Here is a 21948-nt window from a genome sequence, read left to right on the forward strand (position 1 = left end):
CAAACCCTCGGCTGCTCCGGGAATTTGGCCTTTTCTCACCAACTACTTATTATCCTTATCCGCATGATTAATACACATCCAGCATCGTTTTATACACTTGCGCCACTACTTGGGGATACAGTTATATACTTCGCTTAGGATTTCGCAAATATAATATTTTTCATCATTAGTCAGCTTAATGTTAATACTGGAGGCAAATATATTGCAGGAACGGTTCACCACATCGATTAATCGTTGGTCAAGCAAGGATATATCCTCCTGATACACTAGCCCTTCTCCAATGACCATTCGTTCCAGCGCATGAGCCGTATGAACAGCAAGCTGAACCTTCTTTGCATAATGGAAATCAGCCTCCAGTTCCTGTTCCAGCTGCTCGATAAATTTCATCAAAATCCCCAAAATTTTGTGAGGATTCAAATAAGTCATAAACTCCTTTAGCGTATCCTCACATAGATCTCTTACGACCACGCTTCCGTGTTCATGCATAACAGGCAACTGATTGTTGAGCAACAATTCTCTTAATGCCTGTTCACCGCTTGCCTCGATCAGTTTTTCCAAAGGGATAAACGGTACATTGAGCTCGCTTAGCCGCTTAACCCCAATCACCGCAAGAAGCGTATGCTTGGCCCGTAAATCCTTCACCACTTTATCCAATTCCCTGACCTTTGCCGGTACAACAACTATTTTCTCTTCGGTTAAGTCATAAACAACCTTCTCTACAAACTCCTTTAGCTTGGCGGCGGCACCTTTGCCGGAGGAACAGACCGTCACGATTACCTTATTACTGGTCTTTTCCGCTTTCACTCCAGCATTTCCAGTGTTATATCCACGAAAATCCTTCAAAGATTGATAAATTTCCTCTATATTCATATCAAAAATACTGGCCTTTCGCACAGCCTCCAACACAAGCGGGGTTGAAACCATATCGATAGTCTTCACCTTAATCCCGACACGTTCCATAATGGTTGCTTCAAGATTGAGCAAGGAGCCCATATCAACCAGCAGCAATACGCCTCTGCCATTGTCAATGTCCTTCACTTTATCCACAATAACTTCCAGGATTTCTCTAGGACTAACATCCAAAGGCATGTCTACTGCGCAAATATTTGAGCTTCCCAGCAGGCTGTCGACAACGCTAACGACACTGCTTGCCGTACTGTTGCCATGTGCAGCTACAATGATTCCCACATTTCCCTGGTGCTCCTCTTCTACCGATTTCAGAAGAATCGCCACATAGGTAGTCTCGGCATCGGGTACGTTGACTTCAAACTTGGACTCGATCAAATCCTTGATAATAAGTGCCAGTCTGTATTCTTCATCCTGATCATTCATCGGATCATAGATTTGTTTACTGACATATTTTTTCTCCCGGATTCGCTTTAAGAAGGCACTCAAATGAAGACTGAAGGCATAAACAAACCTGTCGCTGTAATTTCTATTCAATTCTTTTTGAGCCATCTCTTGCACCTGTTCAGCGAACTCCAGAATATTTCTGCCTACGATCTTAAGAATCCGTTCCCGTCCCCCTTTGATGTTATAAAATCGGTTATAGAAACTTTTGATGTGAATATTGACATCTGTAGTTATAAACTTATTGATAAAACTGTCATCGAGTCCTTCTTCTTTGAGCATCCCTATCTTGTCTTCAATCAATTTGTACAGGTTGAACGGCAGTTCAGAAGCGTCTGCTTCATCCATTCCTTTGCTGCCTTCAGGAGTAATATACAGCGAGGAGTTGACCATCTCCATTTCGGCAATCTCCTTGCGGTTCTTCCCCATATTAAATAGGCCTTCCTTGATATTTCCGGGCAAAATTTTAAAATCAAGTTCAATCTCTTCCTTATTTTCATGTATGCTATTCAAAAATCCTTTGGCACACACAAGCTGAATGTTCGATTTCAACTGACCGATATTGCCATAGGTTACGCTGCCAATCAGTGCTTTTACAGTTTCCAATTCAACCCTAATGGGCTTGTTCACACGATGGGCTTCGTTTGCAAAGAGATGCTTCAGGATCAAAAACCGCTCCTCAACGGTCCGCTCTTGCAAGGAAGGAATGTTGATCGTAATCGGTATCCGTCTGATAAAGGTTTTCAACATAGAAGAACCGGGATCTTCGGTCGTAGCGCCGATGAGCAGCACATTCGCTTCCCGCTTGCGCTCCGACTCGCCCAATTTGTTGTAACTGTTCGTGTCCATGAAATAAAATATCATTTCTTGGCCTTCTGGGGGCAGCCGATGAATCTCATCCAAAAACAGGATGCCCCCATCCGCTTTCTCAACCAGCCCCTCTTTCTCCCGATCAGCCCCGGTAAATGCTCCTTTTACATGACCAAAAATGTGGGAGAGTAGCAGTTGAGGGTTATTGTAATAATCAGCGCAGTTAAATACGATAAACGGTGCTTGCTCTGAAAAGCGCTTCATATATTTACCATAATTATACATCAACCTAGCGAACATTGTTTTCCCAACGCCAGTCTGCCCCACAATCAGCGTATGTAAGCCCTTCGGCGGGTATAATATTGCCGCTTTTCCCTGCTCAACCTGGTTTCTCATACTCCCCATGAAACCGATTAAGGCGTGAAACGGATCCACTTGCTCTCCAGGCAGCAATATTTCATGAATGCTGTTGACTTGGATTTGTTTCTCTTTAAGCTGAACCCGAAAGGTCTCCTCGATCACCTGCTTGTGCAAAAACTTGACGGGTCTCCCCTTGATTTTAATAATCAAGTCGGCGCGAAGTAGACTATTAAGCTCCTTGCTTACATTATTTCTTAACATATTCTGTTGATCGGCTATTTCCGCAGCCGTAATTCCACCGCCGTCCTGCAAGGCCTCTACCGACAGTTTCTTTGTACCATTGGCAATATACTCTAAGATCTCATCAATTCGTTTCACGGTATTCCCCCATGCTGACTAGTTCTTATTTAATTAGTATATAAAAAAAGAAATAATCCTCTACAAGAAAATAAACTGACAAGTTAATCATTAATCTGATACCCTTTTTATTGAATCTATCCAAAACTCAAATTCAGCCCATTCCATTCACTTCTTTTCCAAGATCAGAGGTTGGCAGTATAATTGCATAAGCTTCACGAATAAGCTGCATAAAAAGTTATTTTTGTTTCCCAGTAAGGAGCTGAGATAAAATAATGCGCTACGGATTACAGCAAGAGCAAACATTCAGGCTGGCTATGACTCCAGAATTACGACAAGCCATCACGATTCTTCAATATTCTTCGGTCGATCTGATGTCATATCTTCATGAGCAAGCAAATGAAAATCCGATCATTGATTTGACAGAGATCGACATGTCCATCGAAAGAATCAATACAGAAGAAGAATATTCGCCACGAAAAAATGATAATCCGGTAGACCTTCTGGATTTTGTCTCTAATCCCGCAGATAATTTATATAGACATCTTAAAGCGCAGCTTGGGATGGTCAGCGGGCTATCCAGGCTACAACAGATGATTGGCATGTTTCTGATTGGGAATTTAAATGAAAAAGGCTACCTTGAGCTGGATGTAAATACAGTTGCCGGAATACTTGACGTCCCCACCGATGAGGTTGAAAATATACTTGCCCTGATTCAAGGCTTTGAACCGGCAGGAATCGCTGCCCGCAGTCTGGAGGAATGCCTTCTTTTGCAGCTGCGATATGCCGGGAATGATGATGTTTATCTGGAAGAAATCGTGCGACATCACATGGTCAATCTTTCATGTAACCGCATACAAAAAATCGCGGATGCTCTGGGGATCGACATTCACATGGTACAACAAATTACCGATCAGATACGCAAGCTGAATCCTTGTCCGGGAGCGGCATTTGCTCCATATGAACGCCAGCATCATATAGCAGATATCTCAGTGGAGAAATTTAAAAACGACTACATTGTGACAGTTAATGATATCACAGTCCCACGCGTCGGGATTAATCCTTTTTACCAAAGTATGCTTCGAAAGCCGGCTATGGAGGAAGAGAAACGATTTCTTCGTGAGAAAATGAATACGGCATTATGGCTTATTCATAGCCTTGAGCAGCGCCGCCTGACCCTGATGCGTGTGGCCCAGGCTATTGTTGATAGGCAGCGGGAATTTTTTGAGCATGGCGTTTATCATCTGAAATCGATGACCCAAAAGGAGATTGCTGAAATAACCGGCCTGCATGAATCCACGATCAGCCGGGCGGTCAGTAATAAATACATGCAGACGCCCCGTGGATTGTTTGAACTCAAATATTTCTTCACCTCCGCCCTAGGATCGAAAGACGGAGATGCTACTTCATCAGAGAGCGCAAAAATGCGGATAAAGCAGATCATCGACGGTGAAGAGAAGCAAAAACCATTTTCAGATCAGGCAATCACAGAACTGATGGCAAAGGAAGGACTAGAGCTGTCACGCAGAACGGTAGCCAAATACCGAGAAGAATTGGGGTATTTATCCTCCGCCAGGAGAAAAGTGTATTAAAACTTCAGCAAGCGATTGTGAAAACCAAGAAGCAGCGCTATCACATTCTACCGGCTGCCTCCCTCGTAGAATCTCCAATAGAATAGGCCAACCAGTAACCTCTGGTTGGCCTATTCATATGACCTGAGCGAGTACAGCAGTCTACGCAGGTAGTGTCTGTGTTTTCAATTGCACGTACAACTGGTGTGTCACCTGCTGCGGCTCAATACCCAACTCATCTTCCAATAAGCTGACGAAGCTTTCATAATGCTTTTGAGCAGCTGTATACTCGCCCAACTGGGCATAGGCTGTCAGCAGCAGACCGCAGATATCATCTGAGTAAGGCTCCCTCTGCTGTAGGCTGAGCAAGCGCTGGACAGACTGACGGGCACGACCTGAACGTAGTTCTTCTTTAGCCAGTTCTGAAGCACATGCCAGATACATATTGCGTAGTTTTTCTCTTTTTGCATACGCCCATGGATAATCGTGCTCCTCCAGATAATTGCCACGGTACAGAGCCAACAGGCTCTCGATACGCGGTGTACCGCCATTCCCAGAGGCCGCCCACTCGGAGATGCCCCGCTCGAATAGCTCCACATCTGTAACCCAGCCATTACGATTCAAACGATAGCGATCCAGGTTGTATTCCAGCTTCGTATCTTGCATCCGTTCTTTCAACGCCTTGCGGATTTGGTAAATGGACGTGTGTAGATGAACAACAGCCTTATCCAAATGATATTCGGGCCACAGCGCATCCAGCAATTGCTCCTTGCTAACCCATTCTCCTTCATGATGTAGTAAAAAGGAGAATAGCTCCTGCGACTTTAGTGTACGCCATTTGAATGGCTTTGCTCCCACGGCTCCTTGTCCATCCTCCGGAATTTCAAGCTTTTGAAAACAACGCACTTTGGGTAATTGCTCTGCTGCGACGACCGAGCTGGAAGGACGGGAATCTGCCAGCGTGGCTACAATCCGATCTAACGTTTTATTAAGCCGCCGGGCATGAACAGGTTTTAACAAGTAATCCAGTGCCTGCAGTTCGAATGCTTCAATAGCGTATTCCGAATACGCAGTCACAAAGACGATATGAATATGCGAGTCCAGCTGTTGAATCCACTCGGCGGCCTCCAGTCCGTTCATCTCCGGCATTCCGATATCTATAAAAACAATATCCACGCGTTCTGCCGCCAGATGATCCAACCCAGCTTGTGCAGACGTATATTTGCCCATGACCGTTAATCGTCCGTCCGCCTCCAGCAACCGTTCCAGGTACGTTAATGCCGACCTCTCATCATCAATCAATATCGCCTTCATCTGTGTCCGCGCCCCCTTCTTGCTGCAACCATCCATCACAATGCTCTATGACCAGGCTATCTGCTTTATCATCCGATTTTTAATTTCTTATATTTTATATATCGTATAAACTCGGGCGCGACATTAGCTTTTCTGGCCGATGTACTGTATTTTTTTATTCATTCAGTAGGGTGAGATAAGATCGTTTCCGGCACACGGAAGCTTACCGTCGTCCCTTGCATAGGATTGCTTTCAATCCGCAATCCTTCTCCATACATATGGATCAGACGGCGATGGATATTACGCAGTCCCACACTGGAGGATACATGCTCCTCCGACAGTAGCTGTTGTAGTCGCTCTGGTGGAATCCCTACGCCGTCATCGGTCACGCTGACCACAAAATCGGCTCCATCTTCTTGTACAATCACCCGCACTGTTCCACCTGTGGCCCGCTGCATCACACCGTGTCGTATCGCATTTTCCACGATGGGCTGAATGCTTAATGGCGGGATCAGCGACCGGATGTTCCTCCCTACCTCTATAGTTACCTGCAACCGTTCTTCAAAACGGGCTTTTTCCAATGCCACATACGATTCTACCAATTCCAGCTCCTTGCATAGCGGAACTGTATTCTCCCTGTTTTGAAAATCAAAGCTTCCCCGCAAGTACTGACTCAGCTCCATGAGCAGCTCCGCTGCTTTGTCCGGGTCTACTGCTACGGTCGAAACAATGACATTTAATGCATTGTACAGAAAGTGCGGCTTGATTTGCGCCTGTAAAAAGGCCATTTCCGAACGCACCGCTTCCTCTGCCGAATTACGCATGTTCAACAGGGTGCGTACACGCGCCTTTAATTCCTCCGCATCAACAGGCTTACGCAGAAAGTCATTTGCTCCGGCCATAAAGCCTGCATGGATATCGCCGGGCAGGTCGCGTGCCGTCAGCAGCAATACGGGTAGCTCGGAGAGAGAATACCCTTCGCGAATTCGTCGACACAACTCAATACCGGACATTTCTGGCATCATCCAGTCCGTAATAACTAGATCAAATCGGGCACGGCCATTCAGCAGCTGAAGCGCCTCCTCAGCATGGTCCACAGCCACCACACTACAACCTGTGGCGTATAACAGCTCTTCCAATACCCGAAGGTTAACCCCATCATCATCTACAGCCAGCACTCTGTAAGGAACATTCCTCACTTGCTCTAATCCATCCTCTTCAAGCGGATTCACACCCTGATTCGAGGTCACACCAGGCTTCAATATAACCTCAGACAAGACATCTTTTTGAACTTCATGTGCCGACGTACCAGTCTCCGCTAAGGGCAGTGTAAAATAAAAGGTCGAACCCTTGCCCAATCTAGATTCTACTCGGATATAACCTCCATGCAGCTCCACCAGACGACGGGTTATGCCTAACCCAAGCCCAGTTCCACTATATCCTTTGTCCTCAGCATTCGCTCCTCGATTAAAAGGTTCAAATATGTGTGAAAGATGGTCTGGGGCAATACCTGGTCCGGTATCCTTCACACTGATTTCCATTTCACGGTTCCTCACCTTGGCAGAGATTACGATTTCGCCTTCCTCCGTAAATTTCATCGCATTACCCAATAAATTGTATAAGATCTGATTCAACCGGTCCTCATCTGCATCCACCTTGGGCAACGAATTAGGCCATTCTTTGACGAATTGGAGCTTTTTCTTACCTACGTTATGACCCAATACCTCCAGCACAGAATTCACGGCAGTCTGTACATTTACAGGCCGACGGTTTAAGGCTAATCTTCCATTTTTCAAATTAGAAAAATCCAAAATATCGTTAATCAAATAGGAGAGTCTACGCCCTACCTTCGCAATCAAGACCAAGTTATGCTTTTGCGGCTCATTGAATTGCGTCCCGTAGCGGTCTAGCATGGACTGAGCGATATTAATAATGCCATGTAGAGGAGTACGCAGCTCATGTGACGTGTTTGCCAGAAATTCGTCCTTTAACCCATCCAGTGTCAGCAACCGTCGTGATAGGTTCTCAACCTCCATGAACGAATATACAAAACGTTTGGCCAGCAGTAGTGTTTGGGCCAATACGAATATGAGCATTTCATAGGCTGTCACCCCACGTACATCTCCCCAGCCCAGAACATACACAAAACTAGTTACCACAATCATAAGAATGCTCATAATACTAATGACTAGCAGCGCAGCATCATCCGTCCGTTGAAGAAGTCCACGAATCAGAATCAGTAATACATACCCCACACTGACTACACCAAAAAGAAGAATAAAAGTCTCAAAGGATGAAAGGACCAGTGTAGGCAACAATAGCCCCATACCCAGCATCAGTGCGGTTACAATATTATATAGAAGCAGCACGATTCGATTCATAACAATCTGTGTCGTCAGATGAACATACCGAATCAGAAAATAGTAGAACAGCGTCGAAGAGAACGATTGAATTTTCAATATCCATTCATAAGGCAAATCCGGCATCCCCCAGACTAGCAGCTTCTCTCCATGTGTCAGAATGTAAAATAGTGCCGCGATGCAAAAGCATGCTAAGTAAAGCAGGGCCTTCTCTTTTCTACGTAAAAAGTACAGCATGATAAAAAATACGGTAGGGATAAAAAATCCTGCAACCAGTACGGTGTCCTCTGCCATCGCTACTTCACGGCTATGCGTAATACTGGCATAATCCCCAAATAGCAGCGGATAAATGATCCCCCCAGAGGAATAGCTATAATTAGCCACATGCACGGTAATATCAGCCGAATGTCCATCTACTGCAGCAAATCCAACAAAGGGGGCGTTGCCCTGCTTGCCCTTGTCGGCTGAAACAGAGGGAATACCACTTGCCCCCACCTCTGCTCCGTTAATCCATACTCGGCTGGAGTTGCGAATATTTTGCATATGGATGCCGTACATATTTTCCACTTTTTCAGGCAATAGTACACGAACATGATAGGTTCCATATCCAGTCGCCTGTCCCCCAGGCATCCACTGATTCCATTTACCAGGCACATCCACAATTTTGGCAGAAGATCCGGTGCCTAATCCCAATTTGGAGGAGTTTTGACGATTTCCCCAATCCTGATATCGCGTTTCCTGAAAAGATGAAGGCTGCAAAAGCTGATTAGGATAAAACTCCCACTCTCCCCCCAACTGTACAGCACCTTCCTTGTCGGGGTCCCAATTACGCAAATCAATAACACCGTTGTGAGCTTTCCAATGACTGTTTCCGGATAATACACCCGACACTAACGGATATACCGGCAACGCAACCGCAAGCAGAAGTATAATAAAAAATAAAACACCCTGTTTTTTCATAAATCCCCCGCTCTTTTCAATAACGTCTATCTTTTTGTATCGGTTATTCTATTCAGCTACATTAGAAGCGTTGTCCATACAAAAAAGGACGTCCGCCGCAGATAAAATCTGTGCGGAATCGTCCCCTTCTATACATCCTTGCACTTCCTATATTCCCCTTATTAAGGAATTATAACGTCATCAATACTACCGCCAGGAATCGAGCCTGAATCATCTCCGCTGCTATCGCTCGGTGGCGTTGCTTCACCACTGCTGTCGCTGCTTCCTGTTCCACTGTTATCGCTCGGCGGTGTTGCTCCACCGCTAATGTCGCCGCTTCCTGTTCCGCTATTATCGCTTGGCGATGTTGCTCCACCACTGCTGTCGCCGCTTCCTGTTCCGTTGCTATCGCTTGGCGGTGTTGTTCCACCACTGCTGTCGCTACTTCCTGTTCCGTCGCTATCGCTTGGCGGTGTTGTTCCACCACTGCTGTCGCCGCTTCCTGTTCCGCTGCTTTGTTGCTGGCTGTCTATAAAATCTTTATACTCCTGAATCGCATCTTCCAGATTCATGTAATTTTTCTTAAGTTCCGGCATAGGCAAATACTGGTCCAGACGATTGAATGCATCCACTACTCTGTGAAAGTAGACCGTCGTAGGATCTGTACCATTTACTGTAAGCAGATTGTTCGCAATGTTCTTGAGCTCATTGATATCAAGATCAGTTACGATCCATTTGGATTGGTAGTTCGCAAACGCTGTAATCAAATCCGTGTTAGCCTGGTCTACCTGCAGTTGTGTGCTATTCGGATTATTAAGCACAAGGTTTGCCAGATTAATTTGCCCCTGAAGTTCTTCGTTATCTTGATCAGTATAATGACGTCCGAACGTCTGAACTTCATTATTAGCCAAATTGATATTGAGGTTCAACAACATAGTATCCACCGCTATAGGTGCAGTATACTGGTTCTGTACCTGTTGCAGCTCCTCATATACAGGAACAACGTCTTGTAATTCAAAGCTGGACAAGCCTAAGAAAGTAGAGGCATGCTCTGAAGCAGAAGACAAAGCTTGCTGAGCCTCAGCGCTTAATGTGCCTGAATTTTGCAGCAAAATTCCATTGATCGAAGTCTGCATTTCAATGACTTTGTCTCTCAACTGTAGCCTTTTCTCATTATATTTTTCAATATAGGTCCCTTTAGCCTGACTTAATTGATTATAAGAGATCACCAATTGCTCCTCAGGAGTAAACGGCATAATAAGTGCAAAGTGGGCTTGTACTGTTTGTTGATCTAAAAGCTGCATTTCCGTATTCAAGTAATTACGAGCTACAGGGTCAGACAGCAGTTTGAGTTGAATATCTTGAACCAGCTGCTGCAGTTTTTCCCGAGTTGTAGCAGGCACTGGCGCAGTAAATTCCGTAAGCCTTTGACTCAGCTCCATGTTCAAGTTCAATACGTCCTGCTGGGTCATAGCAGTGTGCATCTTCTCTGTATATTCCTGAATCAGGTTGTCTAGTTCAGCATTTTGAGAACCACTCTGATCGTAGATAACCTGCGCTTCTTGTAAAGTATTTTTAAGCACTGAGAAGTCCGCTGCTTGCAGTGCCAAGAATGATTCTGTGGCACCTTCTATTTTTTGTTTCCATTCGTCCAACTGCTCCGTTGTAGATAATGGATTCAGATATACTTTTGATCCTTCCCTCACAATGGACTTGTAACGCGCTTTGTCAGTTTTCAAATTCTCCACACGATCCGTTACATCGAGAAAATGCAGATATGCATCTCTGAGTTTTACTGATGCTTTGTATACCTTTATTACTCGACCCAAGCTTTCTACTTCCCGATCCACAATATTCTGAGGCGCATTCCCTTCCAACACATTGTTGCCAAATCGAATAGCTTGACTTAGTGAGTCATCCCAAAGAGGCGGAAATTCGTCACCAACCATCCGGTTTTGTTCAAGGATAGTCGAAGCTAACTGAATCAGTCTAGTTAATTCCTGTGTTCCAATCACCGGTTCTGTGACTGAGGCTGTGTACACAGAAACATCCTGTTTCAATGTGCTGAGCGCTTGATCTACTTCTGCCTGCGTGGCTGCCGTATTGTTCAGTACCAGCATAGCTTGATTGATTGCTATAGACAGGCTTTCCTTCGCTGCGGCTGGGTAAAGCGCCTGATCTGTTCCACCCTCATCTGCACGCTCCAGCAGTTCTTTGGCTGCATTGATTTCTGTCTCCAACTGACTGCGGTCTACGCTGATAATGTCACTGTCGTGTTTTTTCTTATCTTTGCTGTCTGTATCCGTGATAACCGATCCAGCAGAGGATGAGTTCTTTGTACCATTCACGAGACCAATAGCTTCTTTCACCGCATCATAGTTAATGATAACATCCCGCGGCTGTTTTTGTTCCGGCAGGTTAAGCTGGCTGATTGCTGCTCCCTTAGCCAACGTAATTAAGGGAACGCCCACATATTGAGATGCATCCAGCAAACCAATACTACCGTTAACCAACAGCTTGCCGAGTCCCTGTTGTAATGAAACACGGCTAATCGCAGCATTTCCTTCGGTCATGATCGATGCATCATTTTTCAGCGTCAAGTTGTCAATCTTTGTCGTTCCGGTTGCTGTCAGCTTGGCATCCTTAGAGCCCAACTCCACACCAGACCATGTCGTATTTTCCAAAATGGCCGATACAGACTGATTTCCTGAACCTTTGATTTCCAATACGCCTGTGGAGGACATGTTTTTCAAGGTTACCGAACCATTGACGATTAGGCGTCCATCAAAAGACATACCCTTACCGTCAAATACGCCACCGTCTGCGTTAATTTCCAGCTGTTTTACACCTGTGAGTGTACGCAAATTACGGTTAAGATCGATTTTTGCCCCTTTTAATACCGCTTTGTTATTTTCACCGAACAAGCCTTGCAAAGATCCTTCCAGCTGGTAGGGGATATTTCCGATTCGAACAGTATTGCCCTCTGATTTCACTTCTCCTACTGGATGATCCAACAGGCTAACGAATACTTCCGCACTACTCTCACGGTTCAATGGATTTTTCAAATCCGTTGCAGAAGCATCCTCTGATAACAAACCATAATTGCGAGCTACCTGAACTGCATTTTGCTGTGCGTCCATAGTACCTGCATCCTGCAAGTCCATTGCGCGTACTAGCGATACGATCAGTTCTTCCTTGGTAATGGCATCTCCCGGACGGAACAGTTCTCCGTTGCCTGTCATATACCCAGCTGCACGTACAGCCTCAATATAGGGAGCACCCCATGCATCCGAGGACACATCCATAAAAGAAGTTTGCGGCTGATTGTTAACTTCCAACTGGAACAGACTGCACAAAATTTTAGCCGCTTCTGCGCGGGTCAAATTCTTTTGTGCCATAAAATCGCCCTGATTACCACCTGTCATCAAACCCAAAGTGCGAGCTTGTGTTACAAATCCAGTTTCACTTTGCGTATCTGCTGTCGCTGCATAAGCAGTCTGGGCACCGCCCATCCAAGGCAGAGATACGATGGAGCCTGAAGCAATCCCCAGTACCATTGCAGATGCAATCCATTTATTTCGATTTACAAGTTTCAACATTTTCACTCCTAGACGCTATTTATTGGCATATATCCTGTTATATCAAAGGCTTTAGTCATGTTTAGTTCTACGATTTATGCAACCAAGGAACTATGCTAAGAGAAGTATACGAAACCCTACTGAACCGATTCTGAACAATTAGACCTATACGAATCATTCCGCAGCAAAAATGCTTGGCTTGGAGTTAACTCCATATGGCATAATATCCGATGTAAGCGGTGGAGTAGACTAGATTTGAAGAAAACCATATCTAGGAAGCGAGGTATAATCAAATGGACTATGTTAAGCTTGGAAATACCGGCTTGGATGTATCCCGGCTTTGTCTTGGCTGTATGGGCTTCGGGGTCGCTGAACGATGGATTCATCCATGGATACTAGATGAAGAGCGCAGTCGTCCAGTTATAAAAAAAGCTCTGGAGCTAGGCATTAATTTTTTTGATACCGCAAATGTATATTCAGATGGAACTAGCGAGGAAATTGTCGGACGGGCTTTAAAGGATTATGCGAATCGAGATGAAATTGTCCTAGCAACAAAGGTTCATTTCCGTATGCATCAAGGCCCCAATGGTGCGGGACTTTCCCGAAAGGCTATCATGAGCGAAATTGATAAGAGCCTTAAGCGACTGGGGACAGATTATGTGGATCTATACCAAATCCATCGCTGGGATTACAATACCCCTATTGAAGAGACGATGGAAGCATTACATGATGTTGTGAAGGCCGGAAAGGCAAGATATATTGGTGCTTCTGCCATGTATGCATGGCAGTTTCTGAAGGCATTGCATGTCGCTGAGAATAATGGATGGACACGGTTTGTATCAATGCAAAATCATTTAAACCTTTTATACCGTGAAGAAGAGAGAGAAATGCTGCCGCTTTGTAAGGAGGAAAAGATCGGTGTAATTCCATATAGCCCGCTTGCAGGAGGTAGATTGACGCGGGATACGCAGGAAACAACACATCGGTCTGAAACCGATCAAGTGGCAAAATCTAAATACGATGCGACTGCAGATTCCGATCGATTGATTGTGGATCAGGTTGCGACAATCGCAGAAAAACGTGGAGTTCCCCGCGTTCAAATTGCTCTTGCCTGGTTGCTGCAGAAAGCACCGGTGACTGCTCCCATTATCGGTGCTACAAAGACATCTCATCTCGAAGATGCGGTAGCTGCTCTATCAATTACGTTAACACCAGAGGAAATTGCGTCGCTGGAAGAACTGTATGTTCCTCATCCAGTAATTGGCGCTCTATAAAAATAGCAATGTGATAATAGTTTGGATATAAGAAACAGCAAAAACGCCCTATCCAGTTACATAGGGCGTTTCTTGATCAGTAATAACGCTAAAACCTGACATACCAACTATATATTTTTATATCCGTTTTGTTCATTAACCCCTGCGTGCTTTGCGGGAGAGCAGATTGCCCAAGGACTGAACACCTTGTACAAACACGACTAGAATGATAACAGTAATCAGCATTACCAGCGTATCAAAACGTTGATAGCCATACGCTATCGCCAGGTCGCCAATCCCACCGCCACCGACCGCACCAGCCATAGCCGTTGCACCAATCAGTCCAATGGCGGCTGTCGTTAACGATAAAATCAAAGAACTGAATGCCTCGGGTAGCAAAAAGTATCGAATGACCTGAAACGGAGTCGCTCCCATCGCATCTGCTGCCTCCAATATCCCCGGGTTGACCTCCAACAGCGAATTTTCCACCAACCTGCCGATATAAGGTGCTATATATATAATCAAGGGGACAATGGCCGCACTAGTCCCAATAGATGTATGCACAATCAGACGAGTTAACGGAATGATCGCTATCAGCAAAATAATAAACGGTAAGGAACGGACAATGTTAATGATCGGATTTAAAATACCGTACAGCCATTTGTTCTCCAAAATTCCGCCTGAACGGGTAACAACAAGTAAAATACCGATAGGAATCCCAATCAGAGCGCCAATAAATAATGATATGCTGACCATGAGCACGGATTCATACAAAGCTTCCCACAGTTGATCCCAAGTTATCGTGGTTCCTGTAATCATCATAGACTCTCCACCTCCTGAATATGGACTCCTTTGCTCTTGATAAAATCAACAGCCTGCTGAACGGCCTGCTGCTCACCGCGCAGTTGAAGTGTCATATAGCCAATCGTCGTTTCTTGTATCTCCGTCATGTTGGCAAACAAAATGTTCACATGGATATCATGCTTCCGAATCAATTCATGAACCACTGGGTCGGAAGCTGCCTGTCCGATAAATTCCAGCTTGTATATGCGTTGCGACTCTTGTTGCTCGAACGTTTGCAGTACACTATCCGGTACTTCATCGTGAATAACTGTGCGTACAAAGCTTTGCGTCGTTGGATGCTTCGGCTGCCCGAATACCTCCAGTACATCGCCCTGCTCAATGATTTCCCCCTTCTCCATTACAGCTACCTTGTTGCAAATCCGTTGAATGACCGACATCTCATGGGTGATGATCAATATGGTGATCTTGTATTTCTTGTTGATTTTGCGAAGCAAATCAAGAATAGACTGCGTGGTCTGCGGATCAAGTGCCGAGGTTGCCTCATCACAGAGCAAAATGGACGGGTTGCTCGCAAGCGCCCGCGCAATCCCGACACGCTGCTTTTGTCCGCCGGAAAGCTCGCTGGGATAGCTATTTGCCTTATCTGATAGTCCTGTGAATGCCAGCAACTCTGTTACACGCCTCTCAATTTCCCGCTTGTTGCGCTTGAGCAGCACCAACGGAATGGCAATGTTTTCGAATACTGTTTTCGATTCCAGCAGATTAAAATGCTGAAAAATCATGCCGATCTTCTTCCTTACTTTTCGCAGCCCCGAGGTCGAGTAGGCATTTAAGCTCTCCCCTTCGACAAGAACCTCACCGGTCGTTACTTTCTCCAGACGATTGACCAAACGGATAAGCGTACTTTTTCCCGCACCACTGAATCCGATAAAACCAAAGATATCTCCTTTATCCACTGTGATATTTATATTTTTTAACGCTTGAATGCTTAAGCCTTTTCTTACATAGGTTTTGGATACATTCCTAAGTTCAATCATAGCTCCTAACTCCTCCCGCTCCATCAAGTATGTAAAATCTCTCTGAGTTGATTTCTTTCCTATGGCACGAACATCGAATCAAATTTAAATCCGAGTATTTTAGTAAGTTTTATAGAGTATACTACTTCGATTTTATATTGATGTCAATATGTGTTTTAAGTTTGGTGCAAGCATTTCTTTCTTTGCATAAATGAACATGATATTGCAGATGGTATGGAATAAGCCGAAGTATACACATCTTACCCGAATCAGGGCGGAAGCGGAGGAAGATAGATGAAGCAAATATTTACCTTGTGGCTATGCATTGCATTGATGGGGATGTCCACAGTTATGGGAGAATCAGCATCAGCTACCCAAGCTGTGGACGGACAGCCGTATCATTTTGGATTTAAAAAAAGTAAGGGAGGCGAGCTGCCTTCCATCGCACAAGAAGGCTTTATGCACCTGATTGAAAGACAAGGCGGCATCTTTTTGGGGGATACGACTAAGAAAGAATTGTTTCTTACTTTCGACAACGGTTACGAAAATGGATATACTCCCAAGGTGCTGGATGTATTGAAAGCCAAAAAGGTTCCAGCCGCCTTCTTTGTAACCGGGCATTTTGTAAAAGACCAACCGGATTTGATGCTCCGCATGGCCAGCGAAGGCCATATTATCGGAAACCATTCATGGAGCCATCCTGATATGAGCACCATTTCTTCGGCAGAGATTCGGTCTGAGCTGGATCGGGTACGAACTGCGTCTGCAGAGCTGACTGGGCAAAAGGAAATGAAATATGTCCGGCCACCGCGCGGCATTTTTAATGAAAAAGCATTGGCATCCTGTCGAGAAGCCGGATACACGAGTGTGTTCTGGTCGGTGGCCTACAAGGACTGGGACACGAATATTCAGCGAGGAACAGACTATGCCTATCGCCAAGTTATGCAGCAGCTCCACCCTGGAGCGGTCATTTTGCTCCATTCTGTATCCAAGGATAATGCCGAGGCACTTGGCTCGATCATTGACGAGGCTCGCAAGCAAGGATATGAGTTCAAAAGCCTGGATGACCTTAAAGTTAAGCACTATCATTAAAAATAGCATCTAACTTAATGACTCAATACCGTCATCAGCCCGATCCACATCTGCCCTAGCAGACTGTGTGAATCGGGCTGATTAGTTTACGAATAAGGAAGGTCATGGATATAATGACGTAAGAAACGATTTGGAGAGCACTTTTTTGGAGGTACATATATTATGCACTTTGTATTTGATTTGGATGGGACGATCTGCTTTAAGGGGCAGTGTGTGTCGGATAAGATCGCAGGCTGTTTGGAACAATTGACTCAAGCGGGACAATGAAGTCATTTTTGCCTCGGCACGACCAATCCGCGACATGCTGCCCGTACTTCCTAAACGCTTTCACAACTACACCCTGATTGGCGGTAACGGCTCATGATCTCCCAAAAAGGCAGTGTAAAATACGTAGAGTCCTTTCTTCCGGAAGTAAAGAATGCTCTACTCACACTGCTAGAGGAGCACCAAGCCACCTACCTGATTGACAGTGAGTGGGATTATGCATATACAGGCGCAGCTGATCATCCCATACTCAACAATGTGGATGTCAACAAGTTGGCGCAAAAGCTACCTGTGGCGTCCCTGAAATCCATTGTAAAAATGCTCATTTTAACTGCTGACGATATGGAAAGCTTGGCTGCTAAGCTTCTACCGCTGGGTGTGGTCATCCATCAGCACCGTAATGAACAGGTACTGGACATTAGCCCCCAGAATATCCATAAATGGAACGCGCTTGAGAAACTTGGTGTGCAGCCTCGTCAATTTATCGCCTTTGGCAATGATGCGAATGATATTCCAATGTTCAACATCCAAAGGATAACAACGCCTATTTCAAGGTTAGCTTATACACTCTAGCTTCATAAGGCCGCAACTTCAAGGCGTGCAAATTTTCTCCTTTTACCGGTTCGTAGTTGGAGAGAAGCAGCTCCGCCTTGGCGGCAGGAAACTCCTCACCGTCGGGCCAGTGGAACACGGGATCACGGTCAAAGAAATTCAAAATGACAATCAAACACTCTTGTCCCAGCATGCGTGAAAATACATATTGCTCTGTATCAAGTGGCAACAACAGCTTGTATTCGCCATAGACTATGACCTCATGTTGTTTGCGCAGAGCAATCAACTTACGATAATAGTGGAAAATTGAGTTCGGGTCATTTCTTTCTGCCTCTGCATTAATGTGCGTGTAGTTATCATTAATTTTCATCCACGGCTCTCCATCGGTAAATCCGGCTGCAGGTCCGGCATTCCACTGCATGGGAGTGCGTGCATTATCCCGACTTTTTCGCCAGATCGCGGCCATAATCTGCTCCTCTGGCTCACCGAGCTTCCGTTGCTGCTCATAATAGTTTAACGTTTCCACATCTCGATAATCATCAATCGACGGGAAGGCAATATTCGTCATCCCGATTTCCTCACCCTGATAAATATAAGGTGTACCCTCAATCATATGTGTGAAGGTTGCCAGCATTTTGGCGGATTCCACACGATATTGTCCATCATTCGCAAAACGGGAGAGAGCCCGTGGTTGATCGTGATTGTTGAGATAATTGGCATTCCATCCTTCCTGATGAAGCACCGTCTGCCAACTACTCATTATTTTTTTCAGTTCCACCAGCGTCCACGACTTGTACTTCCATTTTTCCGTTCCTAACCCTTGTGCATCAATAAACATGTGCTCAAACTGGAACACCATATTCAGCTCATGCCGCTGATCTCCCACATAATCCAGTGCCTGTTTCGGTCCTAAACCGGACGTTTCGCCAACCGTCATTAAGGGATAACGCTCCAGTACTTTTTCATTTAGCATCCGTAGAAGTACATGAACCTGTTCCAGATTGGAAAAGAGTTGATAGGCACGCACCAAGGTTTGTTTGTCGGGATTATGGGCATCCGGCAGCCCTTCTGCTTTGACAATATGGGCAATGGCGTCAAAGCGGAAGCCATCGACTCCCTTTTTTAACCACCATTCCACCATACGATAGAGTTCACCCACCATCTCTTCATTTTCCCAGTTCAGATCCGGCTGATGCTCGGAATACAGATGCATGTAATATTCGTCTGTAAGCTTGTCATATTTCCACACAGAACCGGAGAAATACGATTCCCAGTTGTTCGGATATCCGCCATTTTTGCCTGTTCGCCATATGTAGTAGTCCCGCTTCGGATTATCCTTGGATGAGCGTGACTCCGTGAACCACGGATGCTCATCCGACGTATGGTTTAATACCAAATCCATCATAATTTTGATGCCTCGTTCATGCGCCTGATGAAGGAGTTCATCAAAATCCTCCATCGTTCCAAACTCATCCATAATGGCATAATAATCGCTAATATCATATCCATTATCGTGATTGGGCGACTTATATATCGGGCAAATCCAGATCACATCAATCCCCAGCTCAGACAGATAATCCAGCCGAGACAAAATGCCGCGCAGGTCCCCTTTTCCGTCTCCGTCAGAATCCTGAAAACTGATCGGGTATATCTGATAAACAACAGCTTCCTTCCACCATATTCTTCTAGGCATGTTTCCCTCCTGTATCTTCTCTGTACATCCAATAGCTTATGCTCTTAACATACACGCAATACCTGTATGCGAATCGTTGGTGCAGGGAAATAAGGGACTTGTAAGCTTGCTCGGGCGCATAAGCAGAGCTGATATAGCCTACGATATATTTTTTAATTTATTTTTTTGAAAAACAGGTTGTATAAATGGACTTGGCGTTACCTATATTTATGAACTGCCCATATACTTGAACCAAAAGCGGTGCCATTCTTGAATTTAGGGAGGAATGTATATGAACCTTCGACCCAAGGAGCCAAAGGATCTGATTGTGGAATCAGCTGTAATCCCACCCAACATCCATGTGGATGTGGAGTCAGCCACTGAGGGGGGAACACGCCGCCTGATGCTTAGCGATAACCCGGAGACGCTTACCCATGTGACGGTACCTACCGAGCAAGCCACTTTGTGGCATGATGTGGTTCGCACCACAACCCGGACAGTCAAGCACCGGATTTTCGGCTGGCATTATAACAAAATAGGCAGCCCTGTTAAACTGGGCATCACCATAGAGAATAAAAGCACGGCTCGCCTGGAAGTACGTCATATTGAACGTGCCCTTGAGATTGTACCTGAGGACGGCAACTGGATTATTGATGTTGGGCAGTCTATTGCCAAAAGCTGTTTGGCGGGTACGATGAAACGTCTGAAGCCAGTAGACCGTCACAAATTCGGCAGAGGCACCGCCTTGCTGGAGGAATTTGAGCTACCCGAAGGATCGCTGGCTGGATTCATCTATGACCTCACGGTAGAATATGCCGAAGGCCACGGTACGCTGGACTATGTGATTCGCACCGTAGTCAGCAAAGATACGCAGACGGATCTGCGCGAGATTCACAAGGATGCACTCCCTCCTGTCCCGCCGCCGCAGGCGCACCCACGAGGAGTATGGTCCTTTTCTGAAACAAATGCGCGCATGCCGGAGTATGTAGTAGGGCAAAGCGCCAACTACCGAGCATGTGCCACTAAGAAGCTGAACGGCGAAACTCCTGCAGATCTGCTGTTTACCGGAGCACGCAGCGAGCTGGGGCCTGCGCTTGATAATCGCGGACAATTCGGAACGATATATAACGCAACCATTCCTATCGTTAATCACAGTAGTGAGGTACGTACCGTACGAATCTATGCCAATCCACGTGGAGGCGCGTTCGCCGGGTCTGTACGCGTGGATGGTCATGTATATGGTATCCCCTTGCTACAAGATAATACCAAGGTATGCCGACTGACTGACATCCGCGTCCCTCCTGGCCAGTCGAGCTATTCTCTTAGCTTCATGGTTGCAGGTAGCGCGACCACTCCGCTGGGTTTATACGTGATCACGCTATAATCGCAATAACACTAGATGGATACATGGATCGCCTCAATAGTGCAAAGAATATAATTAAGATGTGATTGTTCTAAAATGTTAAATAACCCGGTGACCATAGATCATCGGGTTATTTATGTCGATTTTTTTATAGAATACGCTATTTCAGATTACACTACTCTGCTCAGTATAAAGTTGGAAGGCGGCGTAGGCTCCGGCTTACCAAACAAATAACCCTGGGCAAGTGACACACCTGCATCGCGACAAAATTCAAAATCCTCCATTTGCTCTACACCTTCAGCCAACACCTGACCTCCAAAACGAAAAGCGGATTCCACTATCCCAGTAATTTGCCGTTTCTGATCACTGTTATGATGACAGCCATCAATTATACTGCGGTCAATTTTAACATAATCGGGCTGGAGGCAATTCATAAGCTCTGTCGTAGAATAGCCTGCTCCTACATCGTCCAGCGCCACAGAAACTCCCCGTGTACGATACTGTTCAAAGATTTGATGCAAAAAATTCAGGTCGTCTATTTCTTCTGTCTCTACGACCTCAAACACAAAATCCACCGTATTCATAGATAACCGTTCAATCGTCTCAAAGGTATGATTCAAGCAATAAGCCGGATTATAAATGGTTGAAGGGAGAAAGTTAATAAATCGTTTAATCCCCGCCGGAAGGCAGGTCGCACTTTTTTCAATAGCGGAAATACGAGCCGAGCGATCCAAATGAGCATGCAATCCAGCTTCACGGGCGACTTCAAACAGTCGGAAAGGCTGAAAAGACTTATCTGGCTGTGATGGACGCAGCAAAAACTCAAAGCCGATGATATTCAGCTTGTAGTCAACAATAGGCTGCATATGGCTGGTAAAGTTTTGATTATTAATAATACTCACCAGATCCGGATGCTGCAGTCGAGCTTGCAATTGACCAAATAAAAGCCATTCCTCAAATCCCTCAACATGTTGCAAGCCAGTCACCACAACTTGCATTCGGCTCAAGCACTCCTGCGGCAGACGAGCCAGTCCGTTAACCAGCTGTTCCAACTGTGAACGGCTGTCATAGCGAAACACGATGTTACCCTCACACCAATGTTCTTGTTTCATTTGTTCCGATAGCATGCCCAAGCCCTCTAATGCTGGAGTAAGTGACACCCTAGAATGCCTAATTTTCAGCAATCCTTGATCCTTAATAGGTAATATGATGCTGCAATTGCTGCAAGTCATAATGGTCCTCCTCGGAACAATTTCCCGGTTTTTTCACCATTATATCACAAATAATTAGAACAAAAGTACTATATAATTACGT

12 protein-coding genes and 1 pseudogene are annotated in these 21948 nt (G+C 45.3%); 5 read left to right on the forward strand and 8 right to left on the reverse strand.

The features are described from left to right. Positions 1-105: 105 nt before the first annotated feature. Positions 106-2898, reverse strand: coding sequence for a sigma-54-dependent transcriptional regulator (locus tag C0638_RS05495; protein ID WP_102163379.1), 2793 nt, complete (start codon positions 2896-2898; stop codon positions 106-108). Between the two features lie 254 nt (positions 2899-3152). Between C0638_RS05495 and rpoN the strand changes: the two genes are divergently transcribed. After that, complete coding sequence (gene rpoN / locus C0638_RS05500) at positions 3153-4469, forward strand: RNA polymerase factor sigma-54 (RefSeq protein ID WP_040102292.1); 1317 nt, start codon at positions 3153-3155, stop codon at positions 4467-4469. Positions 4470-4610: 141 nt separating this feature from the next. On the opposite strand, the gene C0638_RS05505 is transcribed toward rpoN, so the two are convergent. From C0638_RS05505 to C0638_RS05515, 3 genes are all read right to left on the reverse strand, one after another. Beyond that, on the reverse strand, positions 4611-5762 hold the full coding sequence (locus C0638_RS05505) for a response regulator (RefSeq protein ID WP_058711906.1): 1152 nt from the start codon (positions 5760-5762) through the stop codon (positions 4611-4613). 158 nt (positions 5763-5920) lie between these two features. Beyond that, positions 5921-9061, reverse strand: a complete 3141-nt coding sequence (locus C0638_RS05510) for an ATP-binding protein (protein WP_058711905.1) — start codon at positions 9059-9061, stop codon at positions 5921-5923. Between the two features lie 161 nt (positions 9062-9222). After that, positions 9223-12639: an S-layer homology domain-containing protein gene (locus C0638_RS05515; RefSeq protein ID WP_058711904.1), complete on the reverse strand. Its 3417-nt coding sequence runs from the start codon at positions 12637-12639 to the stop codon at positions 9223-9225. Positions 12640-12911: 272 nt separating this feature from the next. On the opposite strand from C0638_RS05515, the gene C0638_RS05520 reads away from it, so the two are divergent. Continuing rightward, positions 12912-13892, forward strand: coding sequence for an aldo/keto reductase (locus C0638_RS05520; protein WP_058711903.1), 981 nt, complete (start codon positions 12912-12914; stop codon positions 13890-13892). 135 nt (positions 13893-14027) lie between these two features. Here the strand turns inward: C0638_RS05520 and C0638_RS05525 are convergent, their stop codons facing one another. Beyond that, complete coding sequence (locus C0638_RS05525) at positions 14028-14693, reverse strand: methionine ABC transporter permease (protein ID WP_044787773.1); 666 nt, start codon at positions 14691-14693, stop codon at positions 14028-14030. After that, entirely contained in the window at positions 14690-15712 is a 1023-nt protein-coding gene (locus C0638_RS05530) for a methionine ABC transporter ATP-binding protein (RefSeq protein ID WP_058711902.1), read from the reverse strand. Before C0638_RS05530 ends, C0638_RS05525 begins: the two co-directional genes overlap by 4 nt. Positions 15713-15985: 273 nt before the next feature. Here C0638_RS05530 and pdaA point away from each other — a divergent pair, with 273 nt between their 5' ends. Then, entirely contained in the window at positions 15986-16783 is a 798-nt protein-coding gene (gene pdaA / locus C0638_RS05535; protein ID WP_058711901.1) for a delta-lactam-biosynthetic de-N-acetylase, read from the forward strand. A gap of 162 nt (positions 16784-16945) precedes the next feature. Then, positions 16946-17569: pseudogene (locus C0638_RS05540) on the forward strand (HAD-IIB family hydrolase); the annotation flags it as partial. A gap of 22 nt (positions 17570-17591) precedes the next feature. Here C0638_RS05540 and C0638_RS05545 read toward each other — a convergent pair. Continuing rightward, entirely contained in the window at positions 17592-19292 is a 1701-nt protein-coding gene (locus C0638_RS05545) for a glycoside hydrolase family 13 protein (RefSeq protein WP_058711900.1), read from the reverse strand. A 271-nt stretch (positions 19293-19563) separates the two neighbouring features. Here C0638_RS05545 and C0638_RS05550 point away from each other — a divergent pair, with 271 nt between their 5' ends. Next, positions 19564-20655: a hypothetical protein gene (locus C0638_RS05550; RefSeq protein ID WP_058711899.1), complete on the forward strand. Its 1092-nt coding sequence runs from the start codon at positions 19564-19566 to the stop codon at positions 20653-20655. 149 nt (positions 20656-20804) lie between these two features. On the opposite strand, the gene C0638_RS05555 is transcribed toward C0638_RS05550, so the two are convergent. Further along, positions 20805-21866 (reverse strand): EAL domain-containing protein, encoded by a 1062-nt coding sequence (locus tag C0638_RS05555; protein WP_058711898.1) that lies wholly within the window; start codon positions 21864-21866, stop codon positions 20805-20807. Positions 21867-21948: the final 82 nt, after the last annotated feature.

The sequence above is a fragment of the Paenibacillus sp. lzh-N1 genome (assembly GCF_002872435.1).
GTDB classification, from domain to species: Bacteria; Bacillota; Bacilli; order Paenibacillales; family Paenibacillaceae; genus Paenibacillus; species Paenibacillus polymyxa_C.